Source organism: Bifidobacterium psychraerophilum (assembly GCF_000741705.1).
GTDB classification, from domain to species: domain Bacteria; phylum Actinomycetota; class Actinomycetes; order Actinomycetales; family Bifidobacteriaceae; genus Bombiscardovia; species Bombiscardovia psychraerophila.
In genome coordinates this window covers 59678-85804 of sequence record NZ_JGZI01000002.1, presented here as the reverse complement: position 1 = coordinate 85804, position 26127 = coordinate 59678, and the positions used below count along the sequence as shown (strand labels likewise).

Annotated in this window: 19 protein-coding genes; 15 read left to right on the top strand and 4 right to left on the bottom strand. The window is 51.3% G+C overall.

What is annotated here, in order from left to right:
- Positions 1-28: 28 nt before the first annotated feature.
- From BPSY_RS11515 to BPSY_RS00755, 3 genes are all read left to right on the top strand, one after another.
- Positions 29-1645 carry a hypothetical protein gene (locus BPSY_RS11515; protein WP_152596806.1) on the top strand — a complete coding sequence of 539 codons (1617 nt, stop codon included), beginning with the start codon at positions 29-31 and terminating at the stop codon, positions 1643-1645.
- 157 nt (positions 1646-1802) lie between these two features.
- Complete coding sequence (locus tag BPSY_RS00760) at positions 1803-3266, top strand: lipopolysaccharide biosynthesis protein (protein WP_238556765.1); 1464 nt, start codon at positions 1803-1805, stop codon at positions 3264-3266.
- A 5-nt stretch (positions 3267-3271) separates the two neighbouring features.
- Positions 3272-4303 (top strand): glycosyltransferase, encoded by a 1032-nt coding sequence (locus tag BPSY_RS00755; RefSeq protein ID WP_033496163.1) that lies wholly within the window; start codon positions 3272-3274, stop codon positions 4301-4303.
- An 11-nt stretch (positions 4304-4314) separates the two neighbouring features.
- Here the strand turns inward: BPSY_RS00755 and BPSY_RS00750 are convergent, their stop codons facing one another.
- Positions 4315-7035 carry an ArnT family glycosyltransferase gene (locus BPSY_RS00750; RefSeq protein ID WP_152596808.1) on the bottom strand — a complete coding sequence of 907 codons (2721 nt, stop codon included), beginning with the start codon at positions 7033-7035 and terminating at the stop codon, positions 4315-4317.
- 230 nt (positions 7036-7265) lie between these two features.
- On the opposite strand from BPSY_RS00750, the gene BPSY_RS00745 reads away from it, so the two are divergent.
- The 4 genes from BPSY_RS00745 (at position 7266) to BPSY_RS00730 (ending at position 13115) form a co-directional block, all read left to right on the top strand.
- The gene (locus BPSY_RS00745; protein ID WP_152596809.1) at positions 7266-9086 is read left to right on the top strand and encodes a hypothetical protein; all 1821 of its coding nucleotides are present in this window, start codon (positions 7266-7268) and stop codon (positions 9084-9086) included.
- A gap of 55 nt (positions 9087-9141) precedes the next feature.
- On the top strand, positions 9142-10161 hold the full coding sequence (gene rfbB, locus BPSY_RS00740; protein ID WP_033496019.1) for a dTDP-glucose 4,6-dehydratase: 1020 nt from the start codon (positions 9142-9144) through the stop codon (positions 10159-10161).
- A 127-nt stretch (positions 10162-10288) separates the two neighbouring features.
- The gene (locus BPSY_RS00735) at positions 10289-11737 is read left to right on the top strand and encodes a sugar nucleotide-binding protein (RefSeq protein WP_033496165.1); all 1449 of its coding nucleotides are present in this window, start codon (positions 10289-10291) and stop codon (positions 11735-11737) included.
- A 16-nt stretch (positions 11738-11753) separates the two neighbouring features.
- A complete protein-coding gene (locus tag BPSY_RS00730; RefSeq protein WP_081884036.1) occupies positions 11754-13115 on the top strand; it encodes a DUF2142 domain-containing protein in 1362 nt (453 codons plus the stop codon).
- Positions 13116-13129: 14 nt separating this feature from the next.
- On the opposite strand, the gene BPSY_RS00725 is transcribed toward BPSY_RS00730, so the two are convergent.
- The 3 genes from BPSY_RS00725 to BPSY_RS00715 are packed head-to-tail and all read right to left on the bottom strand — an operon-like array spanning position 13130 to position 16740.
- Positions 13130-14221, bottom strand: coding sequence for a glycosyltransferase (locus tag BPSY_RS00725; protein ID WP_033496023.1), 1092 nt, complete (start codon positions 14219-14221; stop codon positions 13130-13132).
- A complete protein-coding gene (locus tag BPSY_RS00720) occupies positions 14222-15259 on the bottom strand; it encodes a glycosyltransferase family 2 protein (protein WP_081884034.1) in 1038 nt (345 codons plus the stop codon).
- Positions 15260-15285: 26 nt separating this feature from the next.
- Positions 15286-16740, bottom strand: coding sequence for a hypothetical protein (locus tag BPSY_RS00715; RefSeq protein ID WP_034886534.1), 1455 nt, complete (start codon positions 16738-16740; stop codon positions 15286-15288).
- Between the two features lie 169 nt (positions 16741-16909).
- On the opposite strand from BPSY_RS00715, the gene rfbA reads away from it, so the two are divergent.
- From rfbA to rplI, 8 genes are all read left to right on the top strand, one after another.
- Positions 16910-17800, top strand: coding sequence for a glucose-1-phosphate thymidylyltransferase RfbA (gene rfbA / locus BPSY_RS00710; RefSeq protein WP_033496026.1), 891 nt, complete (start codon positions 16910-16912; stop codon positions 17798-17800).
- Positions 17801-17879: 79 nt separating this feature from the next.
- The gene (locus tag BPSY_RS00705) at positions 17880-18707 is read left to right on the top strand and encodes an ABC transporter permease (RefSeq protein WP_033496028.1); all 828 of its coding nucleotides are present in this window, start codon (positions 17880-17882) and stop codon (positions 18705-18707) included.
- Between the two features lie 2 nt (positions 18708-18709).
- Complete coding sequence (locus tag BPSY_RS00700; protein ID WP_051921344.1) at positions 18710-19927, top strand: ABC transporter ATP-binding protein; 1218 nt, start codon at positions 18710-18712, stop codon at positions 19925-19927.
- A gap of 104 nt (positions 19928-20031) precedes the next feature.
- Positions 20032-24072 (top strand): glycosyltransferase family 2 protein, encoded by a 4041-nt coding sequence (locus BPSY_RS11265; RefSeq protein ID WP_081884053.1) that lies wholly within the window; start codon positions 20032-20034, stop codon positions 24070-24072.
- A gap of 187 nt (positions 24073-24259) precedes the next feature.
- A complete protein-coding gene (gene rpsF, locus BPSY_RS00690) occupies positions 24260-24556 on the top strand; it encodes a 30S ribosomal protein S6 (RefSeq protein ID WP_033496032.1) in 297 nt (98 codons plus the stop codon).
- A gap of 56 nt (positions 24557-24612) precedes the next feature.
- Positions 24613-25254: a single-stranded DNA-binding protein gene (locus BPSY_RS00685; RefSeq protein WP_033496034.1), complete on the top strand. Its 642-nt coding sequence runs from the start codon at positions 24613-24615 to the stop codon at positions 25252-25254.
- A gap of 73 nt (positions 25255-25327) precedes the next feature.
- Complete coding sequence (gene rpsR / locus BPSY_RS00680) at positions 25328-25576, top strand: 30S ribosomal protein S18 (protein WP_033496036.1); 249 nt, start codon at positions 25328-25330, stop codon at positions 25574-25576.
- 14 nt (positions 25577-25590) lie between these two features.
- The gene (gene rplI / locus BPSY_RS00675) at positions 25591-26040 is read left to right on the top strand and encodes a 50S ribosomal protein L9 (protein WP_033496038.1); all 450 of its coding nucleotides are present in this window, start codon (positions 25591-25593) and stop codon (positions 26038-26040) included.
- Positions 26041-26127 lie beyond the last annotated feature (87 nt).

Sequence of the window (26127 nt, the reverse complement as noted above, 5' to 3'; positions counted from 1 at the left end):
AACAAATGTAATGAGGACGATCGGAATTATGAGCAGCAAAAAACATTACGGGCGCGACTCGTCTATTTGCGAGCAAGCGATTCCAAAGAAGCATGACGTTTCATCAAGACATCGTACATATCTTCTGCGGGCCGCACTGGTGAGCTTAACTGTACTGCTCACGTTCTTGGTATTGTCAGTTCAGTCACTTGTCATGCCGGCTTCCGCAGCAATGAATGCGAAGAACTTTAATGCCGGTTACATTATTTCAGATTCGCGCTTCTATGATTCGGATGCCATGACGGCCACACAGGTGCAGACCTTTCTCAATAGCGAAGTTCCTACATGCCACCCAGAATATGATTCTGATCCTTCCTCGATCGTTTGTTTGAAAAGCTACAAGACTACAACCGTGTCGAAAACGAAAGATTCATACTGTGCTGGGTACACAGGAGGTAAGACGCAGACAGCAGCACAAATCATCGACGGTGTTGCACGGAGCTGTGGTGTAAGCCAAGAGGTGCTGTTGGTCCTGCTTCAGAAAGAGAATGGGCTGGTTACTCATGATTATCCCAGCCCTTGGAGATACAAGACAGCAATGGGATATGGTTGCCCGGATACTGCCGCATGTGACAGCCAGTATTATGGATTTTTCAATCAAGTATATAATGCCGCAAGACAATATAAGCTATACAAGGCGAATCCTACGAGTTATCAGTATCGTGTCGGAAGCAACAGTATTTACTGGCATCCGAATGCTTCGTGCGGGACTTCCACTGTGACGATTAAGAATCAAGCTACGGCCGGGTTGTACAACTACACACCATACCGGCCTAATCAGGCAGCATTGGACGCTGGTTATAAGAGCGGAAACAGCTGTTCCTCGTATGGTAATCGCAATTTCTATCTATACTACGGTGATTGGTTTGGCGACCCGACAACCGAGGCCTCGTCGGATTCCAAGACTACGTCGATTACTGTAATTCCGGGTGTCACATATTTCTTTTCTAACTCGTTATCGAGCAGTGTTGCGGATTCCGCCATATATTATGGCAAGGCCAGTGACAGCACCATGGTGGGTGATTGGGATGGGGATGGTAAGGATACCTTGGCTGTGCGCCGAGGAGGAACTTATTACTTCAAGAATTCCTTAACCGGAGGTGTCGCTGATTCGGTGTTGGTGTATGGCAAGCCGACGGATGAAGTGTTGGTGGGTGATTGGGATGGGGATGGTAAGGATACCTTGGCTGTGCGCCGAGGCAACTCATACTATTTCTCTAATTCTTTGACAAGCAGTTCCGCTGATTCCGTCGTGGTGTATGGGAAGGCTACCGACACGGTGTTGGTGGGTGATTGGAACGGGGATGGTAAGGATACCTTGGCTGTGCGCCGAGGAGGAACTTATTACTTCTCCAATTCTCTTACTGGCGGTGAGGCTGATTCCGTCGTGGTGTATGGCAAGCCGACGGATGCTGTGTTGGTGGGTGATTGGAACGGGGATGGTAAGGATACCTTGGCTGTGCGCCGAGGAGGAACTTATTACTTCTCCAACTCGCTGAGCAATAGTGTGGCTGATTCGGTGTTGGTGTATGGCAAGCCGACGGATGCAGTGTTGGTGGGTGATTGGAATGGGGATAAGGTCGATACCTTAGCGGTCAGACGCTGAAATCTGAATAAATAATAGACACCTCTGACTGTAGAGTTTCGGAGTATATCTGGATAAGTCTCTCCGAAGAGACACAGGGCTGGGTTACATTTGCGGCCGGGTGTTTTGCGTTCCAGGTGATTTAATTGTTGGGGAGATTGTTATGCGACGAGGCTTGGTGCTGAATCTTGTCAGCAATGTTGTGTTCTTTGTTGCTGGATATGCCATCCATTTTTTCCTGGGTAACACCATGCCCGCAGCCAGCTACGGCATTGTCGGGACCATTATGACGGTTTTGGACTTCGAATACATGTTCCTTTCGAACGGGGCACGGCAGTCGTTGGCCAAGGAAATTTCAATGCGTCGCTATGACGTCGGTGATGTGATCAGGAAGAGCATACTGTTCCAGCTTGTTCTGGTTGCCGTGTTTTTCTGTATCAACTTTTTCGGCGCTCCATTGTTCGGAGTAGTACTCAACGATCCTTCTCTTGCCATCTATTTTCGGATTGCAGCATTCCTGGTCCCTGCGAATGGGATGTTTGTCCTGCTTTTGGGAATCAACGACGGCATACAGCGTTTCAGTACCAGTGCCTTGCTCAATACTATTTATCCGATTGCGAAACTGTCGGTGATTCCACTGATTCTCTTCGTTTTCCAGAATGATCCGGTCGCGGGTATGGAAATTGGATACCTGCTGGCATTGTTGTTCTCCATCGCTTTGGGATGCATATCCTTGATCAGGCATCGTAAGGAACTAATATTCAAAGGAAACGCAACAATTCCATTCAGAACCATAGCGCACAATACCCTAAGCTTCTCTATTTTCTTCATTATGGTGTCACTGGTGCTCAGCATGGACACGCTGATCGTGAAATCCGTCGTAGAGCCTGCCGCAATGGCAGGGTATTACACGGGTGCTGTTAACTTCGGCAAACTTTCATACTATCTGATGACAGCTTTCTTCACGATAATACTGCCCGTCGTGGCAAATGCGATCGGGCGCAATGACGTGCACAAGGCTATTGAGCGTGTGAAGCAATTCATCACCATGATCGTCTCCTTGATTCTTCCGATACCCGTTGTGGTTTCGGCCTCAAGTGCTTCGCTGCTAGTATCCTTCTATCACCCTGCGTATGCTGTAGCGGCCGATACCCTGAGTTTTCTGTCCTTGTCGAGTTTTTTCATGGGTATGACGGTTCTACTCAATATGGTTCATACATCCTTCAGTTCAAACAGATTCTCGGATTTCCTGTCCATATGCTCTTTGGTCGTGGTCATCCCTATTTTCATTGTTACTGCAAAATTCGGTGGAATCACGCATATTGCTCTAGCTAGTATGATGTGCACAGCGGTCACGATGGTGATCTCCTATCTTGTGGTGATGAGAAAAACAGGTAATGTGATCACTCGGAAGGCTTTGATAGCCATAGTGTCGAACATCATTCTCTGGGTTGTGGTCAGAATACTATTTAAGGTCTTCGGCATAGAGGAGCTGGCAGAGATTGCCCTTGTCTATGCCGTAATTTATGCGGTGTATGTGGCTCTGATGCTGTCCACGCATGTGGTGTCCATTCCAAAGGACCTGTTGCCTGGATTCAGGAAACAGGCTGATAGTCGCGATACGCATGGGACTTTAGACTGATGACTATGTCTGAACTCAAACCGCTGGTGAGCGTCATCGTACCTGTGTATAATTCCCATCGCTACTTGAGATACTGCATTGACTCGATAGTGCAACAAAGCTATAGCAGACTCCAGATCCTTCTGGTTGATGATGGGTCCACGGATTCATCGCCCCGTATATGTGATGAGTATGCGGCGCACGATGAACGTATCCGTGTGATTCATCAGGTAAATAGTGGCATCGCAGGAGCTCAGAATACCGGATTGGACGCCGCGGAGGGCGATTACATCGCTTTTTGTGACAACGACGACATTATGCATCGCAACAACATCGAGATCTTGCTCCATGCTCTTGAGATCGCCGGTGCCGACATGTCCAAAGGCCGGTGGAAGCAGATAGGCGTCTCATCACTTTCTGCAACAGCTAGATGTTCGGCCCACCAATCAGTGGAGAATCCTAATCTAAGCGTCATTACGGATTCTTTGCATGCATACCAAACGGTTTTTTGCAAGTCACTACGTCTCCTCGGAGGCAGCAGAGTTGAAGCGCGCTATTTTAACGAAGCCAACTGGTGTAGGTTATATAAGAAGGAGATATGGGACGGTCTGCGTTTCGTCACAGGCCACTACGCTCAGGATATCCGTATGGCCGGTCCATTATATGCGCGCATGAGCAGGGTTGTTGATGTTGACAAAATCCTATACTACTGGTTACAGGAGCCGGAATCAGTCACACATTCAAAAAGGGATTTCTCGTTTTGGCATGATAATGTAACCGCTGCGATCGCGAATTATCGTTTCACCCTTTCCATGGGGCTGGTACCGTACCGGAATTACTTCGGCATGGTATCGAGCATGAAAGATGAGCGAACAGGCATGGCGGGGAAGGCAACGGAAGATCCCTTTATCCGGGCTCAGATCGAAGATGATGCCGCTGATGTGAGCGCTTTGACTCGTGAGCTTGGCATTTTCCACCGTTGCCTCTGCAATATGCTGGTTGCTCTAAGACGTTTAGAGAACAAATTTTATGACTCTCATGTGCATTCCCTTAATTGAAATTTTCTGTATCAGTGTGTAAATCCTTGAATAGCCGGGGCTTGGTACAGTACTGAATATATGAACCCGTCAAAAAGAAGTAGCAGGCTGAAACATACGCAAATCAGCGTCCCCTTTCGGGTCAGTGAGTATCCAACCCCCGATGAGGCTTCAATGTCTCTGCTGATGTCTTGATTTCCGCTAAGCGTTTCATTACCAGACTTTTGCGAATGCTGAGTGATGAGGAAGCGAGTGCAAATCATCCACATAATGGACAGGGCAAATACGCCTATCATGCATAGGTAATATCTACTGGAATAACCGCCGAAACGGCCATCGTCCATGGTGCTCCTGTAAGTGCTTTGCGTCTGAATCGCAAAGGCTACCAAGATGCCTAAAAGCATGCACCGCAAATATATATGTTGAAGTTTACCTCTCGTCTTCATGAAGAAGAGGACGAAGGGTAGTAGCAGCACTAAGATGACAGCAATTCGATCGATGCTGTATATGGGATTTGCCATATCCCGCGGAACAGCTGTGTGTCCAGAAAGATTAAACCACGTGTTAATGAAATACTGTTGGTAGCTGGTTACAAAGTCCCACATTCCCATTTCTGGCCGAGTAGAAATATCAGCGTAGAACGAGCTATGCATGTATTCGCTGTATGCAAGTGCCTGGTAACTGGGCTGAATGGTGTGATACCTGAGTCTGATATATGCGAAATATACAGGGACTATAGCGTAAATCGGAAGTGTCAACCAGAAACCAGGTTGGAACAATTCTTTGTATGCTCTGATCTTCCAGAGGAAGTATCCGAGTATGAGCACCGCTGCGATACCGACCATAAGGCCCGCAGTCAACTTTGTGAGGAAACTTGCGACAATTCCTATTGAAATAAGAGCATACGTAGAGAAGAGGTACCGTCCTTCAAGGAAGCGGATGATGCCCAGAATGAATATTGAGACAGTGAGTAGACTGAGTCCATCATTATTGAGTCCGGATAACACATAAATAAGATTTGGAGGGCTGATGATGATTAGGCCGTACAGCAGGTGCAGCAAAGGAATTTTAGGAATACGAGAGTACCCGATGTAAAAAAGCAAAGCCACACCCAGTAGCCCTATACAGAAAGATTTGAATCGAAGGGATTGCAGGTCGTAATATGCTGTACTTCCATTCGTGGTTATCCCGCCGATGAAACGCATAATCTGGTAATACAGTGGTGGATGGCCAAGGTAATTGAACCCCTGCCCGTCCGATAAATTCATTGTCTGGGTCGCGGCATCAACAGCGTATATCTGCATTGATTTGAAATTGGGGACTATACCACCAAATTTACTGAGGTAGGCGATGTATGAAAGATGAGCCTGCTCATCTGGGAATCCCTGAACATATTTGGTGTATATCGGAAACTGGGCTATAGCATAGAGCAGGAGTCCACCGTAATTCAAAGTGCAAACCGCTGTTGTGAAGTGTTTCGAGAGGCTGTGTTTGCGCATAGCAATCATATTGATGATAAGAGCGATGCAGAATACCAGAAGTATTGCAATGATGGCGGTTTGGTAGTTGAATCCACGATAGTTGGGTAAAACATTGAGATAACGGTGCGTATTTTCCGATAGGCCAATCGATGTAGCAGTTAAGTAGTTTGGACGGATGGTATCTGGATAGCTTTGAAAGCGCAGAGTAGGGTCTGAGTCGCCTTCGTTCTTAACGATTTGAATGACTATAGGCGTGGAAGACTGATATAGGTGCAGGGGAATGGTGATATTTGACGCAGTGCCATCCAACATCGACGGGGTTATGCGTCCCTTGAACAGCAGTTTCTGAAGGCCATTCTCAGTAATCGTGATGGAATACTGGTCTCGGAATTCAGAATCGCTCTTGTAAACTTTCCCGTATGCTGGGTTATCGGTATCCGAGGGCAGGATACTGTCATCTATAGTTACGGGAAGCGTAATTGTTGCTATATCGTCCACGGTGGTGAGTGGTTGACGGATCGTAAAAGCAGCTTTCTGATCAATGTCCGCGGAAGTTGCATTGGATACCGTCTGTTGCATCAGCAGTGGTTGCTTGATGAATATGGTATTGGCCGCAAAGCCAAGTATCAGCAACCCAATCAATGCACCGATAGAGAAATATTTCATATCAGCAGCTGGGAAAATGGTAATTCTCAGCATGACGATGAGGTACAGCAGGGTTATAACAGCTAACAGGAACAATTTCGCAACTGATTTTCGCTGTGCTTGGGACTGGATGCGCTGGAGTTGCTGCTCGGTCAGGGAAATCGTAGCTGATTCGGAATCGGACGTTTTTAACAGATCTGCGCCCTGTATCGTCATCACGGTATACAGAGTTTTGTCATTCAAGCGCACAACAACGTCAAAAGACTTGATTTCTGTTGAAGAGCCGGGGAGCCGGATGCTTAATGTTCGTGAATCCTTGTTCAAGGGATCGACGCGCAAAGTCGTTATTGGAGATGGGGCATATTGAATGTCAGCGTGCTGCGTTGAGCTTTTCTTATAACCAGGGTTGTTGTCAAATTTGAAAGTTGCGCTTTGTGATATGGGTACGGTATCTGAAAGATGCGCTTGATAATACAAATTGATCGATTGCATGGGTATCAGAGATAGGAACAAAATCGCGAATGCAAAAATGGCAGTGACACCAATAACTGTATGGCGTCCTAATGCGACGAGTACATTATTGCCAACCGTTATCGGGGAATTGCCTTTAGCCTTCTTTGTGCGCACCAGTCAATCCTACATGCTCTGAGTGGTGAGGCCGAAGGTCGGCACGATCCCATGGACTGAGCGTTGCATTTATTCCACAAAGAGTCGATGAGCAACGATGAGGAGGGCCAATTTCTGGTAATTGGATGGTAAAACTATGAAAGATAACAGACTGTTAACTGTAAGTCAGGCGTACTCTCTCGATGAGAGAGATGTGCATTGGGAAGGTTGAAATAGAAGAAGGAAACGTGATGGAGAGCTCGGTTGGCTTGGAAAACAGGATAAGAGAAGACCACCTGCTGCGTGGAAACAGAAATACCGGTAACGCTGTGCGCGTCGTGTGTACGGTGATGGTTGTTGGTCTGATTTTCGCGCTCACCGTTATGCGTGCAGTGATGTCGTTTACCTTACATATGTGGTTTGCATGGAATCAAGGTGCTGATGATTATCTGTTGATGAGCCAGGCGCTGAAGGGCTACGGTTCAAGCGACAACAGCATGACGTTAGCCAAGAATCCAGGATACGGCTATTGGCTTCGATTTGTTTCGAAAATGGGTATGTCCGCGGATTCAGCATATTTCTTGATTTGGTTACTTGCTGCTGTTGCTATGAGTGTCGCCCTCTGGAGATTGTTCCACAACCTCTTTGTGATGGTACTGACATACCTCTACGTCCTGTGGAATCCTCTAGCTTTTGAGAATTGGTTAGGGACACGGTTATACAGAAATTCGCTTATTGCTCCACTGACCTTTATTGTTCTTGGGTTGCTGATACTGTACCTCCAATCCGTAGTGCCTATGCGAAGTACTCGAATCGACACCGATGAGTCGGCTAGCTCTACTTGTAGAAGAACGAAGGACCAAAGTAGGCTTCGCCCTTGGAATTATCTGGCATTCGTTGGGATTGGTGTGCTTACTGGGATCTCGATGTCTTTGTTATACCTCCTTAAAGAGGATTCAATTTGGTTGCTGCCTATGTTTGTCTTCGGCGTCCTGCTCAAAATAGGGCTTGCACTCCGCAACGGAACTGGTTTGGGAGAAAAGATCGTTGTGTCGATTCTTTCTTTGATGCCGGTATTGGTATTCCTGGGTGGAGTGTCTGCAAGTGTGGAACATAACGATAAACGTTTCGGCGTAGCTATGTTGAACACACGAACAGAGGGAGAACTGGCGGGGTTTGTCAGCCGCGTGTATCAGGTTGACAGCGATGCGCAGACAACAACGATCTGGGCTCCGCCATCGTCTATACGTCAAGTAGTTGATGCTTCACCTACATTGAAGAGCGAGCCTGATCTGATTGATCATCTGTATCATTCGGGGTTTTCGGCGCCTGATATAGATCAGAAACCGTTACGGGCAGACTTTCTGACTTGGCAGATACGGCTGGCAGTGCAGAATTCTATAGGTTGGACTAATGAAAGCGATATCCAACACTTCTTCGGACGTGCCAATGGTGAAATTGATAAAGCCTTCAAAGAAGGAAAACTCAAAAAGACTGATAAATTTTTCCTGTCGCCCAACATGCTGCCACGTTCTCCCGAACAAATCGGAGAATTGTTCGGGCCGTCAATCAAGGCTTTTCGCTGGAACTTTAATGTCGTGTCTGTATACAATCCGACAACAGGGGAGAACCAGACCGATGCTGATCCGAAAAACGTCGAAGGGCTTCAAAAAGCCGGGATTAATGTGCACGATCCGAATCCCTCATATTTTAGATTCTTCACTGTGGAAAGGGCGAGAAGTGTAAGTGTCGCGTTGACGAAAATCTACGCCTGTCTGAATGTCGGGCTGGTCTTGGTGATGCTAGCATCGGTGGCGCTTGCAGCGCTTAGAATGAATAAGCGAAGAAGCGGTGAGGGAATGGTGATTCTGCTCGGTATTCTTTTGCTTGTCTATGCTTTTGTCTACGGATTCTCGGTAGCTTGGTTCACTCAGTTTATAGAGAACGATCACATAAAATTCTTCTACACAACAGGTTCTACGGCTCCCCTAGTGTGCACAGCCTTGTTGCTTACACTCGGGGCGTTTGCAGCCAATATCAGGAAGTCACAGACCAGCCATATGGAGGAGTAAAGAAGCTTCAGGTAGGCAGGGACGATTCTCCTCTTCGAACGCTAGGATAGGGTTTATGACTGAAGCATTCTCACCGAAGAACATAATCGTGACTGGCGGCGCCGGTTTCATCGGATCGAATTTCGTGCATTATGTGGTGGACAATCACCCTGAAACGCATGTGACAGTTCTGGATGCGCTCACCTATGCCGGCAACCTTGACAACCTCAAGGGCATTCCCGAAGACCGGCTGACATTCGTGCACGGCAATATATGTGATGCCGAACTGTTGGATGAGCTGGTCCCCGGACACGATGCGATAGTCCATTATGCCGCTGAATCGCATAACGACAATTCGATCGCTGACCCCGAACCATTCCTCCGCACCAACGTCGAGGGCACGTTCCGTCTATTGGGGGCGGTACGGAAATACGGGATCCGATACCATCACATCAGCACCGATGAGGTCTATGGCGACCTGGCTCTGGATGATCCGGCCCGGTTCACCGAGGACACGCCCTATCACCCATCGAGCCCCTACTCATCGACCAAGGCGGCCTCCGATTTGCTGGTGCGGGCTTGGACGCGAACCTATGGCCTGCAGACCACGCTGTCGAACTGCAGCAATAACTATGGCCCTTACCAGCATGTGGAGAAGTTCATCCCACGTCAGATCACCAATATCCTTTCCGGGATCCGTCCCAAGCTGTATGGGGATGGTCTGAACGTCCGCGACTGGATCCACACGGATGATCACTCTTCGGCGGTTTGGACGATTCTGACCAAGGGCCGCATCGGCGAGACCTATCTGATCGGTGCCGATGGTGAGAAGAACAACATCGATGTACTCAAATTGATTCTTACGCATATGGGCCAGGACGAGGATGCATTCGATCATGTGAAGGATCGTCCCGGGCATGACAGGCGTTACGCCATAGACTCCACCAAGTTGCGTCGTGAACTCGGCTGGCAGCCGGAACATACCAATTTCCAATCAGGTCTCGATAAGACGATCGCATGGTACACCCAGCACCAGGAATGGTGGGAGCAGACCAAAGCCGCCACAGAGGCAAGATACAAGTCCCAGGGGCAATGAGCGGTGGGTGCGGCGGATATAGCCGCACCGTGCCGTGTCCGTTCCGGCACTTCCCGTGGGCTTCAGAGCGGTCGCTTGTCTGATAAGCAATAAGAACGATGATGTGCATGTTGGTGAAAGGGAATTCATGGAATTCGAAAAAGAGTTGAAGGTCACGGAAACGAACATCCCGGGCTTGCTGGTGTTCGAGCTTCCTGTGCATGGTGATAACCGCGGTTGGTTCAAGGAGAACTGGCAGCGCGAGAAACTGACGGCTCTCGGTCTTCCCGACTTCGGTCCCGTTCAGAACAACATCAGTTTCAACACCAAGCGTGGCGTCACACGCGGCATTCATGCGGAGCCTTGGGATAAGTACATCTCAATCGCCACCGGGGAGATCTTCGGGGCCTGGGTCGACCTGCGGCCCGGCGAAACATTCGGTGAGGTATTCACCACGAGGCTTGACCCCTCCCGCGCGATATTCGTCCCCCGAGGTGTGGGGAACAGCTTCCAGACACTGGTCGATGGAACCGCATACACCTATCTGGTCAACGCGCATTGGAGCCTTGAACAGAAGAAGACCTACACCTTCGTGAATCTTTCCGATCCCGAACTCAATATCCAGTGGCCGATTCCGATGGAAGAGGCCGAGCGCAGCGAAGCCGACCTGCATCATCCGATGCTCAAGGATGCCAAGCCGATGGGGCCGCGACGCACCTTGGTGACGGGATCGAACGGTCAACTGGGCCATGCGATTCGCGCCTACGCACAGGAACATCATCTCGAGGGATTCGAATACACGGATATCGACACCTTCGATTTCTCTGATCCGAAGGCCTACGACCGTTTCGACTGGGCCTTGTACGGCACGATCATCAATGCCGGAGCCTATACTGCGGTGGATAAGGCGGAGACACCGGAGGGTCGTGCGGTGGCCTGGAAGGCCAATGCGCAAGGTCCGGCCTTGCTGGCCAAGGTGGCTCAGGAGCACAAGATAACCTTGGTGCATATTTCGAGTGACTATGTCTTCGACGGCACGCGTGAGGAGCACACTGAAACGGAGTCCTTTGCGCCAGAGAGCGTGTACGGGCAGTCCAAGACCGCGGGCGACATCGCGGTGGCCAATGTGCCGCGGCACTATATCGTGCGTTCCAGTTGGGTGATCGGCGAAGGCCATAACTTCGTCAAGACGATGATGATGCTGGCTAAAAAGGTCACCGAGAATGACGGTTCGATAACCGTGGTCGATGATCAGTATGGACGTCTCACCTTCACCAGAGATATGGCGGAGGCGATATTCCACCTGCTGGATAGCCAAGCAGCCTATGGAAGCTACAATCTCACCGGATCAGGCCGAATCGCATCATGGCATGAGATTGCGCAGGATGTGTTCTCCCTTACCGGTGCGGATAAGGACCGGGTCAAGCCGGTGAGCACCGAGGACTATATGAGCAATGCCTCCGGTCCCGTCGCGCCACGTCCGGTTCACAGTGCCCTGGACCTGCAGAAGATCACTGCAAGTGGTTATACTCCCGCGGATTGGGAGGAGTCGCTAGCGACATATGTGCACAGGGAGCTGAACAATTCGCGTCAGTGATTAAGGTCCTGTTTCGATGACAGTCTTAGAAGGTCGTTCGCCACACGGATCCGGTGACGGACGACGGAGTTTACTTAAAAAAGCAAAGTTCCCTCTGGTGTATTTTCTGGTGCTTTGCTCGCTTCAAACCGTCTGGTTTATCGCCCGTGTTGGCCCACTGACAATGCCGGATCCTGATATCCATGCCCTAGCCACTTACGCGCTGGCTACCGGACAATCCATGAATAAGACCACCCAGGAAAAGGATCGGTTCGGGAATCTCGTCAAGGTTCAACAGGTCACAGGTGATTCACGGTATCTGCATATTGATGGGAGACGGGGTATTCTCGCGACTGCGGCAGTCGAGTCATCCAGAGTTGGTGATTTCGGTCGGCAGGGTCAGGAGAAAGGCGCTGAAAGAGCTGCCTCGATTGTAACGATACCAAATTCAAAACATCCGAACAGATCCAATCAGTATTTTCCTCTGTTGTATTTGCCTCAAGCCACAGGAATGCGTGTGGCGCTATGGATACATCTGCCTGCTTATGACGGATGGCAGCTCTCCAGGGTCAGTAATTTCTTGGCATTTGCCCTAATATGGGGTTTTGCGATCGTGCTTGCTCCAAGAGGCAGGATGTTACTCGCGTTTATCGGAGCCCTGCCTCTCACGGTGTTCATGGCATCAAGCTTGATGATCGATGGGACCGTCATGGCTTTGAGTGCACTGTTCGCGGCAATGCTGGTGAGATGCACATGGGAAGGTCATCGCCTCAGTAATGCGCAATTGGCAGGATTCGCGGTAGTGGGCATGTTGTTGGTATGCGCGAAAACGGTATATTCCCCAATACTCCTCGTTGTCCTCGCACTGCCGAGGTGTACGTTGACAAAACATCGTAAGGCTTGGCTTTCTGCGATATGGGTGATGATGGCTCTGCTGATTTTTGTGCCTTGGTATACGAATTACAGCGGCACCTTGGCTATTGCCAATATAGGTGACAATCTCCGATTCACAGCAACACACCCCTTACGTGTGATTGCGGTTATTCTCAATAATGCATTCAGGGTCTTCGCTCATCTTCCTCAGCCGGTCATGGCTCAGGTCATTGCGGTATCGCTTATCTGGCTTGCGATGTTGGCATTCTACAGATCCTCAACAAACACCAGAGGTTTTAGATCATTGATGCCGGAGCCTCGGTACACTGCGATTGCTGTTATGTCTGGATTCATCACGATCAGTGCAATGATGCTGTTCCTGTGTCTGACATGGAATAATCTGTACACACTTCAAGGCTATTTAATCAGCGGTTTCCAAGAGCGTTACCTATTCCCCCTGCTGTCGCTTATGGTCCTGTCTTTTGCGAGGAGCCCCCAAAGGACCCGGAGCCTACAGGAAGCCTAGCATCTGCCGCTGTATTATAGTTGCTGCAACCATGATGCAAGAGGTCGGGATACCTCGGATGCGGTGAAACGTACAGCGGATCCTGAAGATTTTTGTTCCGCTTCCAACAACGCTGACCTGTCAGTTATCAGATTTTTCAAAGTGTCTGCCAAGGACCGTGCATCGCCAGGGGGGACCAATGTGACACCATCACTGACAGCACGGCGCTGCGGAGGAGTGTCACTTGTAACGACGGCACAGCCGGCGGCCATTGATTGGTAGACCTTGTTAGGCACAACGCGTAGTCCCTTCGGGGTTGTAGAGAAAATTCCCAATGAGATAGCGTGTGACGCAACCATACCGGGCAACTCTTCAGGTTCAACCCATTCAATGAACTTCACATTATCGAGTTGCTCTAAGCGGCTACGAACCTTTGGATAATCCTGGCCTGTACCGATCATAGTGATTCTGGGGCGGATTCCTTCTTTGGCGAGCAGAACCAGCGCCTCCGCGATGACAGTTGTGCCTTGTAGGGGAGTATAGAGCCCAAAGAAAATAACACCTTCCTGTTCCCCGGTATTGGAATGCTGCGCCTGGAACCATTCATCTGTTGCCCCCACGGGCACAACGAGGCTTTGATCGTCGTGCTGCAACATTGCCTGGTGTTCTTCGGTATCCACCAATACGAGCGTCGCCGCATCAATCGCCATACGGTCAAGTTTGTTAAGCAGTCGCACTTTAACGCCATCTGCTCCTCTGTCCTTTGCGGTATCGCCCGCAAAGATGAGATGGTCGAGTATAAGGGGGGTGCTATGAAATATGTGGTGAGCGAGCAAAACATCAAAATGCCCCATATAACCTATGAGTACGGCATCAGGACGTCCATTCTCACGTACCCAAATCCTGGCGTCCTTTGATAGCTGTCTCCATAAACTCAACAGGGTTCGGGCAAATCCGAACAGCTTCCAAGGGTGTTTCAGCACTTCAACCCTGCCTGCGGTAGAGATATTCAGAGGCCTGTTGATTTCAGTGACCTCACAACCGTTTCGTCGCAACCCGTCTATTAATATACCTACTCGCGGATGCTTGCGTGAGTTGTATGTACCGAACGCGAGAATATGGGTCATCTAGTTGGTTCTTTCTTCATTAAAAGGTACCTGGGCGGTATAACGTAGCGCATCGAATTTCTCGGCTGTGTCCTCCTGCGTCCACGTTGCGCGAAATGGCTTGGAATACATGATTTCCTTGGTTCTTTCGAGCTGATCCTCGACAAGTTTACGTTGTATCCGTTGGACCTCGGAGATGATTAGGAGCGCCAAGGAAATCACTGCACAGATAAGCAGCGCTATGCCCGCGAGTAGGGACTGAATATGCCCAGAACTCTGACCGGCAGACAGAAAATAGAGGAATCGTATGAATGGGAACAAGCCGAGAACACCGAAAATAAGTGTTCCCCAAAGAAATATCGTATGGGCCTTGAACATCAGGAAGCTGCGAATGATGGCCCCGCCTGATTTCGCCATATGCTCGAATATGTTGGTGAACAGGCGGGATTCGCGGGTCTTCGGATTGGTGGTTATCGAGTAGCTCGTGATAGCTATTCGTTTGTTTCCTGCCTGGATAATGGTCTCCATGCAGTAACTGAATTCAGTGACGATGTTGAGTTGAATCAATGCCCTGCGGGAATAGGCACGAAAACCACTTGCCGCATCAGGGATATTGGTTCCCGCCGCCTTATTTACCACCCAGGATCCAAACCGTTGCATGAGTTTCTTAAATGCCGAGAACTCGCTAATCTTAGAGGTTTGTCTGTCCCCGACGACAATATCGGCATCATGTCGAAGAATCGGTTGCACCAAGTCACCGATTTTATCGCTCGGGTATTGGTTATCTCCATCGGTGTTTACCACGATGTCTGCACCGTGTTTCAGCGCATAGTCAATGCCGTCGCGGAACGCCCTGGCTAATCCCATAGGTTTTGTGTGCTGGACGACATGTTTCACACCAAGTCGTCGAGCCACCTCTACGGTGTTGTCGGAACAACCATCATCAACAATCATTAGCTCAATTGAATCCACACCGGGGATGGAGTGAGGTATTTTTTCCAGGACCTGGGGAAGGGTCTCCTCCTCGTTGAGGCAGGGTATTTGTATGAAGAGGCGCATGATGGTCCTTAGTGCTGTTTTTGACGCTACTGAATTCGGATTTTAGAATAAGGTCTGAACTTATGAGACAGGAATAGAGAAACTCCGCATAGTGTACTGAGGATGGCTAAGAGCAATGCTGCATATATCCCAATTCGAGCAAGATCTCCCGCTTGCTCGAGTGTTCCGCCTGCTGTAAGCGGCCACGTGAGCTTTGCTTCATACAGGAAAGCTCCTAGATGGATAAGCAGCCATACGGAGACTATCCAGGGGGTGATCCGTTTGAATCTACAAAAGCCGCTGGCAATGGTGAAAGCGAAAATAATGTTGATCAAACTGAAATAGACGGCATTATCAGAACCCCCCTGCTTTGAATACAATAGTTGCTGTGCTGTTGTGCCAAACAGAGCGAGCAGACACATGACCAGTATGAGTGAATCGTTCCGTACCTCATCATGGTTTCCAGCCCTATGCATATTACCCAACAGGTTCCACGCAAACACGGCAAGGCCCAGAACAAGAGGAATTAGCGACAGCGAAACTACAAAAAACCAGCCGAAGTGTGTGCTGTTAATCGAACTCATATTGTGATACTGGGAGAACGAGTTCTTATAGAAGTTGGATCTCATCAAAGCCTCAGTGAAAGTCATGTCAGTGGTTCTGGAGAGGTGTTCTGCGGACCACGCAGGCTGGGATCCTGTGAAGCTTCCCGATAATGCATACAGTCTTAGATAAAACCAAGCAGACGATGCAATGGATATGACTGCGGGAAGCGCCACCAAGGTAAGCCACTCCTTGTGCAAAGGTTTGGAGTGCAACTTTCTTGATATGAGGGAAACGGTGATGATTGAAAGGCATAGCGCCATAATAGGGACTGTTGAAAGACGTGTCAGAGGGGCCAGGCCAACCGTCACGGTCCATAGAAGTATTGTTGAACATGATTGTTTGTCAGAAGAGGTACGTAACAATTTGGCTGTCATCCCTATCAAGAGGGTGACCCAAAGGGATGCGAGCGTGTAGTTGAACACTACCGAGGGCAAACACCTGTTGCAGGCGATCAGTAGAGGCACCAGATAAACGACGGAGTTCTTATGTCCGACTAACCACCGAGCCGCCCAGAAAGAACTCACGATAAGCAGCAGACCTAATATGTACACGAAACCACGCATGATCCATATGCCGATAAAAGGATGGCTTATAGTGTCGCCTAATAAGAAGAAAGGGATTTCAAGTATATAGAACAGTGGTGGGTGTTGATATCTCCACTGGACGTCGTATGGGTATTGGAGATTGAGGGGGTTGAAGGTGACCCCACCCCAAAAGGTTGGCAAGTGGCCTTGCGTCAATTGATACACATAGTCAATTTCTGCGGTTTCATCGAAGCTGTGAAAAGGTGGCCAAGTCAGCGTTTGCCACATGTCGATGCTTGTATACATAAGTGCTGCGATGACCAATACCTGGATTGCTAAACGATCGCAAGAAATTCGATGCCGACTTTGCATACACGCTCTTTTCATCTTCGCCAACCTCACTGATCCAAGTTAGCAGATTATACGGTGACAGCGCGTTTGTGAGGGAACAGGTACAATTTAGATGCCCTCGGATAAGTTCGTTTCAATTTACCTAGACTGAGCGCATTGGTTAGTGTTAATGATAATAAGGAGCTTGTGTATGAAAGGCATCATTCTTGCCGGTGGTTCGGGCACGAGGCTGTACCCGTTGACTACTGTCACCTCGAAGCAGTTGCTGCCGGTATATGACAAGCCGATGATCTACTACCCGCTTTCCGTGTTGATGATGGCTGGAATACGGGATATCCTCATTATTTCCACCCCGCATGACCTGCCGAACTTCAAGAAACTTCTGGGGACGGGTGAGCAGTTCGGAGTGCACTTCTCGTATGTCGAGCAGCCCACGCCCGATGGGCTCGCCCAGGCCTTCATCCTGGGTGAGGAGTTCATTGATGGCGAACCTTGCGCATTGGTGCTGGGGGACAACATCTTCTATGGCAACGGCCTGGGGAATGTTCTGAGAAAGGCCGGGTCCGCGGACTGCGGGGCCACCGTGTTCGGCTATTACGTAGATGATCCCGAGCGTTACGGCGTCGTCGAATTCGATGAGGACAACAAGGTCGTTTCGATCAACGAGAAACCGGAGCATCCCGCATCGAATTACGCGATCACAGGTCTGTACTTCTATGACTCACGGGTTACGGAGTTTGCCAAGCAGGTTGAGCCTTCGCCACGTGGGGAGCTTGAGATCACCGATCTCAACCGTCTGTATCTCGAAGACGGTTCCCTGAACGTCACGACACTTGGTCGTGGCTATGCATGGTTAGATACCGGCACCATGGACAGTCTTTACGAAGCCGGCGAATTCGTGCGCACCGTTCAGCGCGCCCAAGGCCTTCCGATTTCCGTGATCGAGGAAATCGCGTACGAGAATGGTTGGATCAATCGGGCGCAGCTCTTCGAAGCGGCACTGAAATACGGCAAGTCCCCGTATGGACAGCATCTGCAGCAGGTTGCTGAAAACCGTATTATTTCTCGACCGAATGACTGACCCTGCCTATGCCCATTCCTTGGGTATATGCTTGGAGGTCTTGTCCGCTGTGGCGGATGTGAACTGCAAGGAGTCGTAGTTGCGCATTTTTGAGATATTCACGGAAAAAAATCGCGTGTTGCTGAAGGCAATGGTCAGCACGGATTTCAAACTCCGGTACCAGCAATCATTCCTCGGATACATATGGTCCGTGTTGAAACCGCTGCTGCTGTTCAGCGTGATGTACATGGTGTTCGTCCGCTTTTTGAAATTCGGCGCAGACGTTCCCCACTTCTCGGTCGGCCTGTTGCTCGGCATCACGATGTGGAACTTTTTCGCTGAAACCACCGCTGGTGCAATGGGATCGGTGGTTTCTCACGGGGATCTGATGAGGAAAATCAACTTTTCGAAGTTCGTCGTGGTCATTTCCTCGGCCCTGAGCGCCCTGATCAATTTCGCAATCAACTTCGTCGTCGTACTCATCTTCGCATTGATCAACGGGGTTCAGATCTCCTGGAGCGCTTTGCTCATCATTCCCCTTACGCTGGAATTGTTCGTCATTTCGCTCGGAGTCGGCTTCTTCCTGGGCGCTCTGTATGTGACGTTCCGCGATCTGTCGCCTATCTGGGAGGTGGTGATGCAGGCTGGCTTCTATGCCACACCAATCATCTACCCGGTCTCCTTGGTGGCGACCAACCTTGGACCTCACTATGGACCCTTGCTGAGCCGTTTGATCCTGCTGAACCCACTTGCGCAAATCGTGCAGGACGCCAGGCATGTTCTTATCGCACCTGAGAACCCTACGATATGGGAGTCATTCAGTAATCCTCTCATCAGTATGATTCCGGTGTTGCTGTGCATCCTGATCTTCATCGGTGGCGTATCGTACTTTTCTTCGAAATCGAAGAACTTCGCGGAGTTGGTGTGAATATGACGGATACTGTGCAGAACAACAGGAACGCTGCCGATGATGTGGCACTCAGCGTTCGGAATGTTTCAAAAAGCTTTAAGCTCCCCACTGATCGCACGAACAGTCTCAAGGTCTCGATACTGAACTGGATACATGGGATACGTGGATACCGAGTGCAGGAAGTCCTGAAGGATATCTCCTTCGATGTGCATAAGGGTGATTTCTTCGGCATCGTCGGCAAGAACGGCTCGGGCAAATCCACCTTGTTGAAAATCGTCTCCCAGATTTATTCCCCGGATTCCGGAAGCGTCGAATCCGATGGGAAGTTGGTCCCCTTCATCGAGCTTGGTGTGGGATTCAACCCGGAGCTCACCGGTAGGGAGAACGTATATCTGAACGGTGCGATGCTCGGTTTCACCAACGACGAGATCGATGCGATGTACGATGACATCGTTGATTTCGCTGAACTGCACGATTTCATGGAGCAGAAACTGAAGAACTATTCCAGTGGCATGCAGGTCAGATTGGCTTTCTCCGTGGCAATCAAATCCCAGGGTGACATTCTGGTGCTCGACGAGGTGCTCGCCGTAGGAGACGAGGCCTTCCAGAAAAAGTGCCAGGATTACTTCTTCGAGGCCAAACGACAGAAGAAGACGATTATCCTGGTGACCCATTCGATGGGTGATGTGCGACGATACTGCAACCGCGCGATGTTCATCCAGGATGGCCACGTGGCTCAGATCGGTGATCCTGATGAAATCGCTGATGCATACTCCAACTCATTCCTTGGAACCGTTCGTTCCGACAACGAGCATCCCGAGGGTGCCAGTGAAACGGCGATCAAACTCGACAGCATCAAGGTCCTGGCCGATGGCGAGGAGCAGAAGTACCTCGATAAGTACGAGGATTTCGACATCGAGGTTGTGTTCAGCAATGATCAACCGGTGGAGAGCTCTGCCCTGCGAGTGGATGTTGTGGACGGACGCGGTTGGCTTGCTTTCTCACTTCCCGAAAGAGGCACCGCCGCGCAGGTCCTACAGCCGGGACAGCATCGCATCGTCTATCGTGTGCAGAACACCTTGGCTTTTGGTGATTTTCACGTTGACGTGGCATTCGACAACGGTGTGAAGCGTTTCATCATCGCTCCCGGGGCATACCAATTCCACATGCGCGGCTATGCGGTGGCAGCAATGCCCCTGACCGTTCCTCCCACGACGGTTGTGATCGACGGCGTGTGAAAATCGTTACCCATCTCTGTTGAGTACCGTAGATTCAAAGGAATAAGGACGGCACTGTGAAAGCTCTGTTCGAAAATCAAAATTATAAGGCTGTCATTGACTCCATGCGGGAATCGGTTGCCGACGGTGGTGATAGTTGGGAGATTCGTGGCTGGGCGATTGACCGCCTGCGCAAGCAGGAGCTTGAGATCAGTGTGGATGCCGCGGATATATCGATCCGGCGCTTCAGCAGGGTCGATATCGCTGCGCTGATCGGTGCAAGTCCTGAAAAGAAGATCGGTTTTGTGCTGAAGGTGCCGAAGCGAAGCAAGAGCTTTTCGATGACTTTCTCCAGTCCCGGCACGCAACGGCAGGTCACATTGGATATGTTCTCCCTGCGTGCCCGCTTCATGGGGGAGCATGTGCAGGCCTACGCCCAGCGCTTCTCCCACGCCGTCGCATATGTCTTCACTCCCAAGAAATGGGATGTCTTCGCCTCACGGGTGAAAATGTATCTGCACCTCAACGAGATGTACTACAGGAAGTGGCAGCGCGAGCACAGAATCACCGAGGCCGAGGCCACGACGACGATGCGTGGCATGAAGAGCCAGCCTCTGATCTCCATTATCACTCCTGTATATAACGTGGATGAGCGTTGGCTCAGATGCTTCATCGATTCGGTTCGCTCCCAGTGGTATACCAACTGGGAGTTGTGCATTGCTGATGATTGCTCCAGCGCGCAGCACATCCGCCCGGTGCTGACCGAGTATCAGAAGCTGGATAAACGCATCAAAGTCACATTCCGTGAGCAGAATGGCGGGATATCCGAAGCCACGAATTCAGCCATGGAGTTGGCTACTGGCGATTTCATCGCTTTCATGGATAATGACGATGAGCTGTTGCCGCAGACGCTGTTCAGGATCGCCCAGACCATCGATAAGCACCACGATGTCGATTTCATCTATACGGATGAGGACAAGATCGGCGAGGTTGGCGAGCCTTTCGACCCCTTCTTCAAACCGGGCTTTTCCCAAACACTGCTGTGGAGCCACAATTACATCACTCACTTCGTATGCGTGAGCCGGGGGATTGTGGATGATATCGGCCTGCTTCGTCCTGAATACAGCGGTTCGCAGGACTATGACTTTGTGCTGCGGGCGACACAGCGAGCGAAGAAAATCATACACATCCCCGAAGTGCTGTATCACTGGAGGACACTGGATACCTCGGTCGCAGGCGATCCGCGCAGCAAGATGTACGCCTATGAGGCAGGGCGTAAAGCCGTCGCCGATACCTATCAGCGTGCAGGTGTGGATGCCGAGGTCGTGCAACTCGATAATCTTGGTACATACAAGGCGAATGTGCATTTGAAGGCACTCCCGACGGTGCTGGTGGTCACCACTCGCCTGAATGACGAGCAGGTCGCATTGCTGCAACACACCACTGAGTATCCGTCATTCCATGTGCTGAACATCGAGAACTTCAACGATCAGGACAGGATCATAGCCGAAGCTGACGCTCTCAAGGCACAGTCGATCGTATTCGTCGATGGTGTTCTGCCTACCCATCCTTCATGGATCAACGAGATGGTGAACTTCACGTGGCGCAAGGATGTGGGGGTAATCGGAGGTCGCATCGTCGACGGTCATCATCGTGTTCTTGATGCCGGCGTTACGCTTGAATCCCTGCGGAACGGCCAGGTGTTCGAGGGAGCCGGTGAGCTGGATGGTGATGTCAGCTACTACTTCCGTACCTCACTGCCACGGGACATCTTCGCGGTCACGGAACAATGTATGCTCATCAAGTTGTCGGATTTCCGTAAACTGCAGGGCTTTGATGCGTCTTTGCCGCAGGGTCTGCAAGGGGTGGATCTGTGCGCTCGCATGCAGCAACAGCTTGGGCATACGACGATCTGGGAGCCCTTCTCGATGATGAGGAATGTGAAACCCTCTCCTCTTGCCATTCCTCGGGATGCTGTCAATCGGTACCTTGCCAAGCAGTCTCAGATGACCGACCCCTTCAGATCGGCGATGTATCCTCCGCGGCATCCCGAGAAAACACCTGTGATCGGCCTGACCATCGATTCGGTGAGCCCGGTTCCGGGAACGCCTGACCGCTATGTTGTCAAGGGCTGGGCTGCGGATGTGTATCGTCATCGTGTTGCGGCGGTCACCGTGCCGAAGCAATATGCGGACAGGGTTACCACGGTCGGTATAGAACGATTCGAGAGGTTGGATGTCAGCAGGATGTTCCTGCTCAATGAGCGGGATCAACCCGGCTTCGTACTGACGATCCAAACGAAACTCGGTATCGTGCCCGTCATGGCCAGCAGTCCCGATGGCGCGAAGATTGCCAAGGTCAAGGTCTCCAAGGCGCTGCTGATGCTCAACAGGATGCAACGTCTGATGAAGATGACACTCCACCCGCGCACGCTCGCGCACCGTCTCAAAGAGCGTTTCATCGCTCCGCGGGATCGGAGGGAATCCTATGAGAAGTTCATCGCCAATGTTGAATCCTCCCAGACACCGCCCGTTCCCGATGGTTTCTCCTATCGTCCACTGATATCCATTATTATGCCGGTCTATAACGTGGATCCGAAGTGGCTTTCCCGGGCCGTCGAATCGGTAAGACAACAGACCTATCAGCATTGGGAGCTTTGCCTGGCCGACGACCACTCGAGCGACCCCCGGGTGAGGCCGGCTCTCGAAGGTCTGCAGGCCAAGGACTCACGGATTCGTGTGGTGTTCCGCGAAGAGAACGGAAGAATCTCCGAGGCCACGAATTCCGCATTGCATATGGCCAAAGGTGAATTCGTCGCCCTGATGGACAATGACGATGAGATTCCGCCGGATGCACTCGCCTATGTGGTGCAGGCTTTGAACGAGAACAGATCCCTGGATGTGATCTACACCGACGAGGACAAGATCGACGAAGGCGGCAAGCGTTCCGATCCCGCATTCAAGCCGGACTATTCACCGGATCTCCTGCTGAGCACCAACTACATCAGTCATCTCGGTGTGTATCGCAGATCGTTGGCTCTGGAACTGAATGGGTTCCGAAGCGAGTTCGATGGCGCTCAGGACTACGACTTCGTGCTGCGAGCCATCGAATCCACCAAGCCGGAGAACATCAAGCATATCGCCCGAGTGCTCTATCACTGGCGCACACTGCCTACATCGACAGCGGGCAATCAGTCTTCGAAGGACTACGCCTTTGCGGCCGGTCAGCGTGCGGTGCAGGCCGCCCTGGATAGGCGCGGTATAGCGGCGAAAGCACAGCGAAGCCCGCTCAACGGCATTTACGATATCGAATATGAAGTTCCCGGTGACGATCTGGTTTCGGTCATCATTCCGACGAAGGATGGATACGACAATATCGAACGTTGCGTCAGCTCCATCCTGGAAAAAACAAGCTACCCCCATTACGAGATCGTGATCGCCGACAATGGCAGCACGAATGCGGCGATGTTCGATCTCTACGATCAGCTTTCCGCGCGATCGAAGGTACCGATCAAAGTCCTGAATATCGATATCCCATTCAATTTTTCGAGAATCAATAATCTTGCCGCGCAGCAGGCCTCGGGCCGCTATCTGCTGTTCCTGAATGACGACACGAAGGTCATCGCCCCTGCTTGGATGTCCACGATGGTCGGTTATGCCCAACAGGACAGGGTAGGGGTCGTTGGAGCGAAGCTCTATTATCCCAATGAGCGGATTCAGCATGCCGGAGTCGTACTCGGACTCGGAGGAGTGGCAGGGCACATCATGGTGGGCACGCCACGAAGCCATGTCGGATATTTCGGTCGTTTGATGGAGAATGCCAACTACTATGCGGTCACGGCCGCGTGCTGCATGATCAGGGCCGAGAACTTCAAGGCCGTCGGAGGATTTGACGAAAGCTATTCCGTTGCCTACAACGATGTGGATCTGTGCATCAGGATTCATGATCGGCTTGGAAAAGACAATGTGTGGGCCCACGAGGCAGAGCTGTATCACTTTGAATCGGTGACCCGCGGATACGATACGGCTGCGAAGCAGAAGATGGAGAGGCTCGAAAGGGAATCGGAGAAAATGCGCGGGCAATACGCTTCACTGATCGCCGACGACCCCTACTACAACGAGAACCTCACACGTCAAGGTGGAGATTGCACTCCTCGGACGAGCTGATGAATTCCGGCGCTCCGCCAACGAGCGCACGTCTGGATCAGTAGCCCGGCAGCAGGGCGGTCCCGCACGCGGTGTATCATTGAACAGTTGCTTTGCGACGGGATCCCCATGGATCCGCGTCGTACGCACGCGCTACACCCTCCTGTCGTGGAAAGTCCACGGCCGATAAGTCCGAAGGAGGTGGGTGATGTCTGCGCATAAATATGAATTGATGTTCATTGCCGATCCAGAACTCGACGAACGAGGCTTGAAAAAGCTGACCGAGCAGTATCTTGAGATCGTCACCAAGGAAGGTGGCTCAGTCGAGAAAACCGATTTCTGGGGTCGCCGCAAGCTTGCTTACGAAATCGAAGGCAAAAAAGAGGGCAACTACACGGTGGTCAATTACACCGCAGAGCCGGCAACGAGCGATGAGCTCGACCGCGTGCTCAACCTCAATGAGTCGGTCCTCCGTACCAAGATCCTCCGTAAGGATGCCAAGTAAACTGGAACCCAACGTTCTGGTTTTGCTAGCACAACGCGTCTAAGAAGGGCAGGAACATGGCAGGAGAAACGGTCATCACCGTAGTGGGTAATCTCACTGCGGATCCAGAGGTACGTACCACGTCAAACGGCGGTACGGTCGCAAACTTCACCATCGCATCCACTGTGAGGCAGTTCAACCGCAACTCGCAGCAGTGGGAGGACGGCGATGCCCTGTTCATGCGTTGTTCGGCATGGGACTCCAACTACAATCCGATGGCTTCCAACATCCAGGCGAGCCTGGCCAAGGGCATGCGCGTCATTGCGCAAGGTCGTCTGGTCCAGCGCTCGTATCAGGATCGCGAAGGCAATAACCGCACGGTCGTGGAGCTGAGGGTCGATGAAATCGGTCCTGCTCTGTCCAGGAACACCGCACAGGTCACCCGCAATTCGAATTCAGGGAATTCGGACGGAGGACGTGGCGGCTTCGCTGGTAACAACGCTGGAAATGGCGGTAACGGTGGGTATCAGGGTGGCGCAGGCTACCAGTCCGGCGGTGGGTATCAGGGTGGCGCTTCAGCCGCTCAGACATCCGCACCACGCCAGAACACGGCACCTGCCGATCCTTGGAGCGCCGATCAAGGCAGCAAGGGCGGATCGTTCGGATCATTCGGTTCCTCCGATGACTTCGGGGGCTCGGGTGACGAGCCGGAGTTCTAGTTTCCCCAGGTGCTCAGTCCGCTGAGTTCCTGACAACGATAGATTTCACACAGTATTCAAGGAGTGCAAACAGATGTCACGCAAAAGGCCGCAACCACCGGTCAAGCCGTTTAAGAAAAAGCCGAATCCACTGACGGCTGCCAAGATCACCACAATCGATTACAAGGATGTTGCCTTGCTCCGCAAGTTCATCTCCGATCGTGGCAAGATCCGTTCACGTCGTATCACCGGCGTGACCGTGCAGGAACAGCGCAAGATCGCTACCGCCATCAAGAACGCCCGCGAAATGGCCCTGCTGCCATACGCGACGACCGGCCGCTGAGGGGAGCGCTAATCATGGCAAAGGAAACCAAGGTTATTCTCACCACCAGCGTCGCCGATCTGGGTCACTCCGGTGACGTGATCGAGGTAAAGTCGGGCTTTGCTCGCAATTACCTCATCCCGCAGGGGCTTGCCTTCGCGTGGAGCAAGGGCGCCGCAGGCCAGATCGAGACCATGCAGCGTGCACGCCGTGCACAGGCACTCGCCACCCGCGAGGACGCCGTCGCAGCGAAGAACGCCATTGAAGGCACCGTCGTCGAGATCCCTGCAAAGGTATCCGAGTCGGGCAAGCTCTTCGGCAGCATCTCCAACGAGGTCATCGCCGCAGCGCTCAAGCCGCAGGCCACCGTTCAGGCAAAGTCCATCCACGTGGATGCCATCAAGACCACTGGCGACTTCTCCGCAACGGTTGCTCTGCATCCGGAGATTTCCGCGAACTTCACCGTCAAGGTGATCGCCGAGTAGTCCAGTCGTGTGTTACGCGCCGAGGGGTGCGGGACTCGATTCATCGAGTATCCCGCACCCCTTTGCTATGCCACGTCAGTTCGCCAT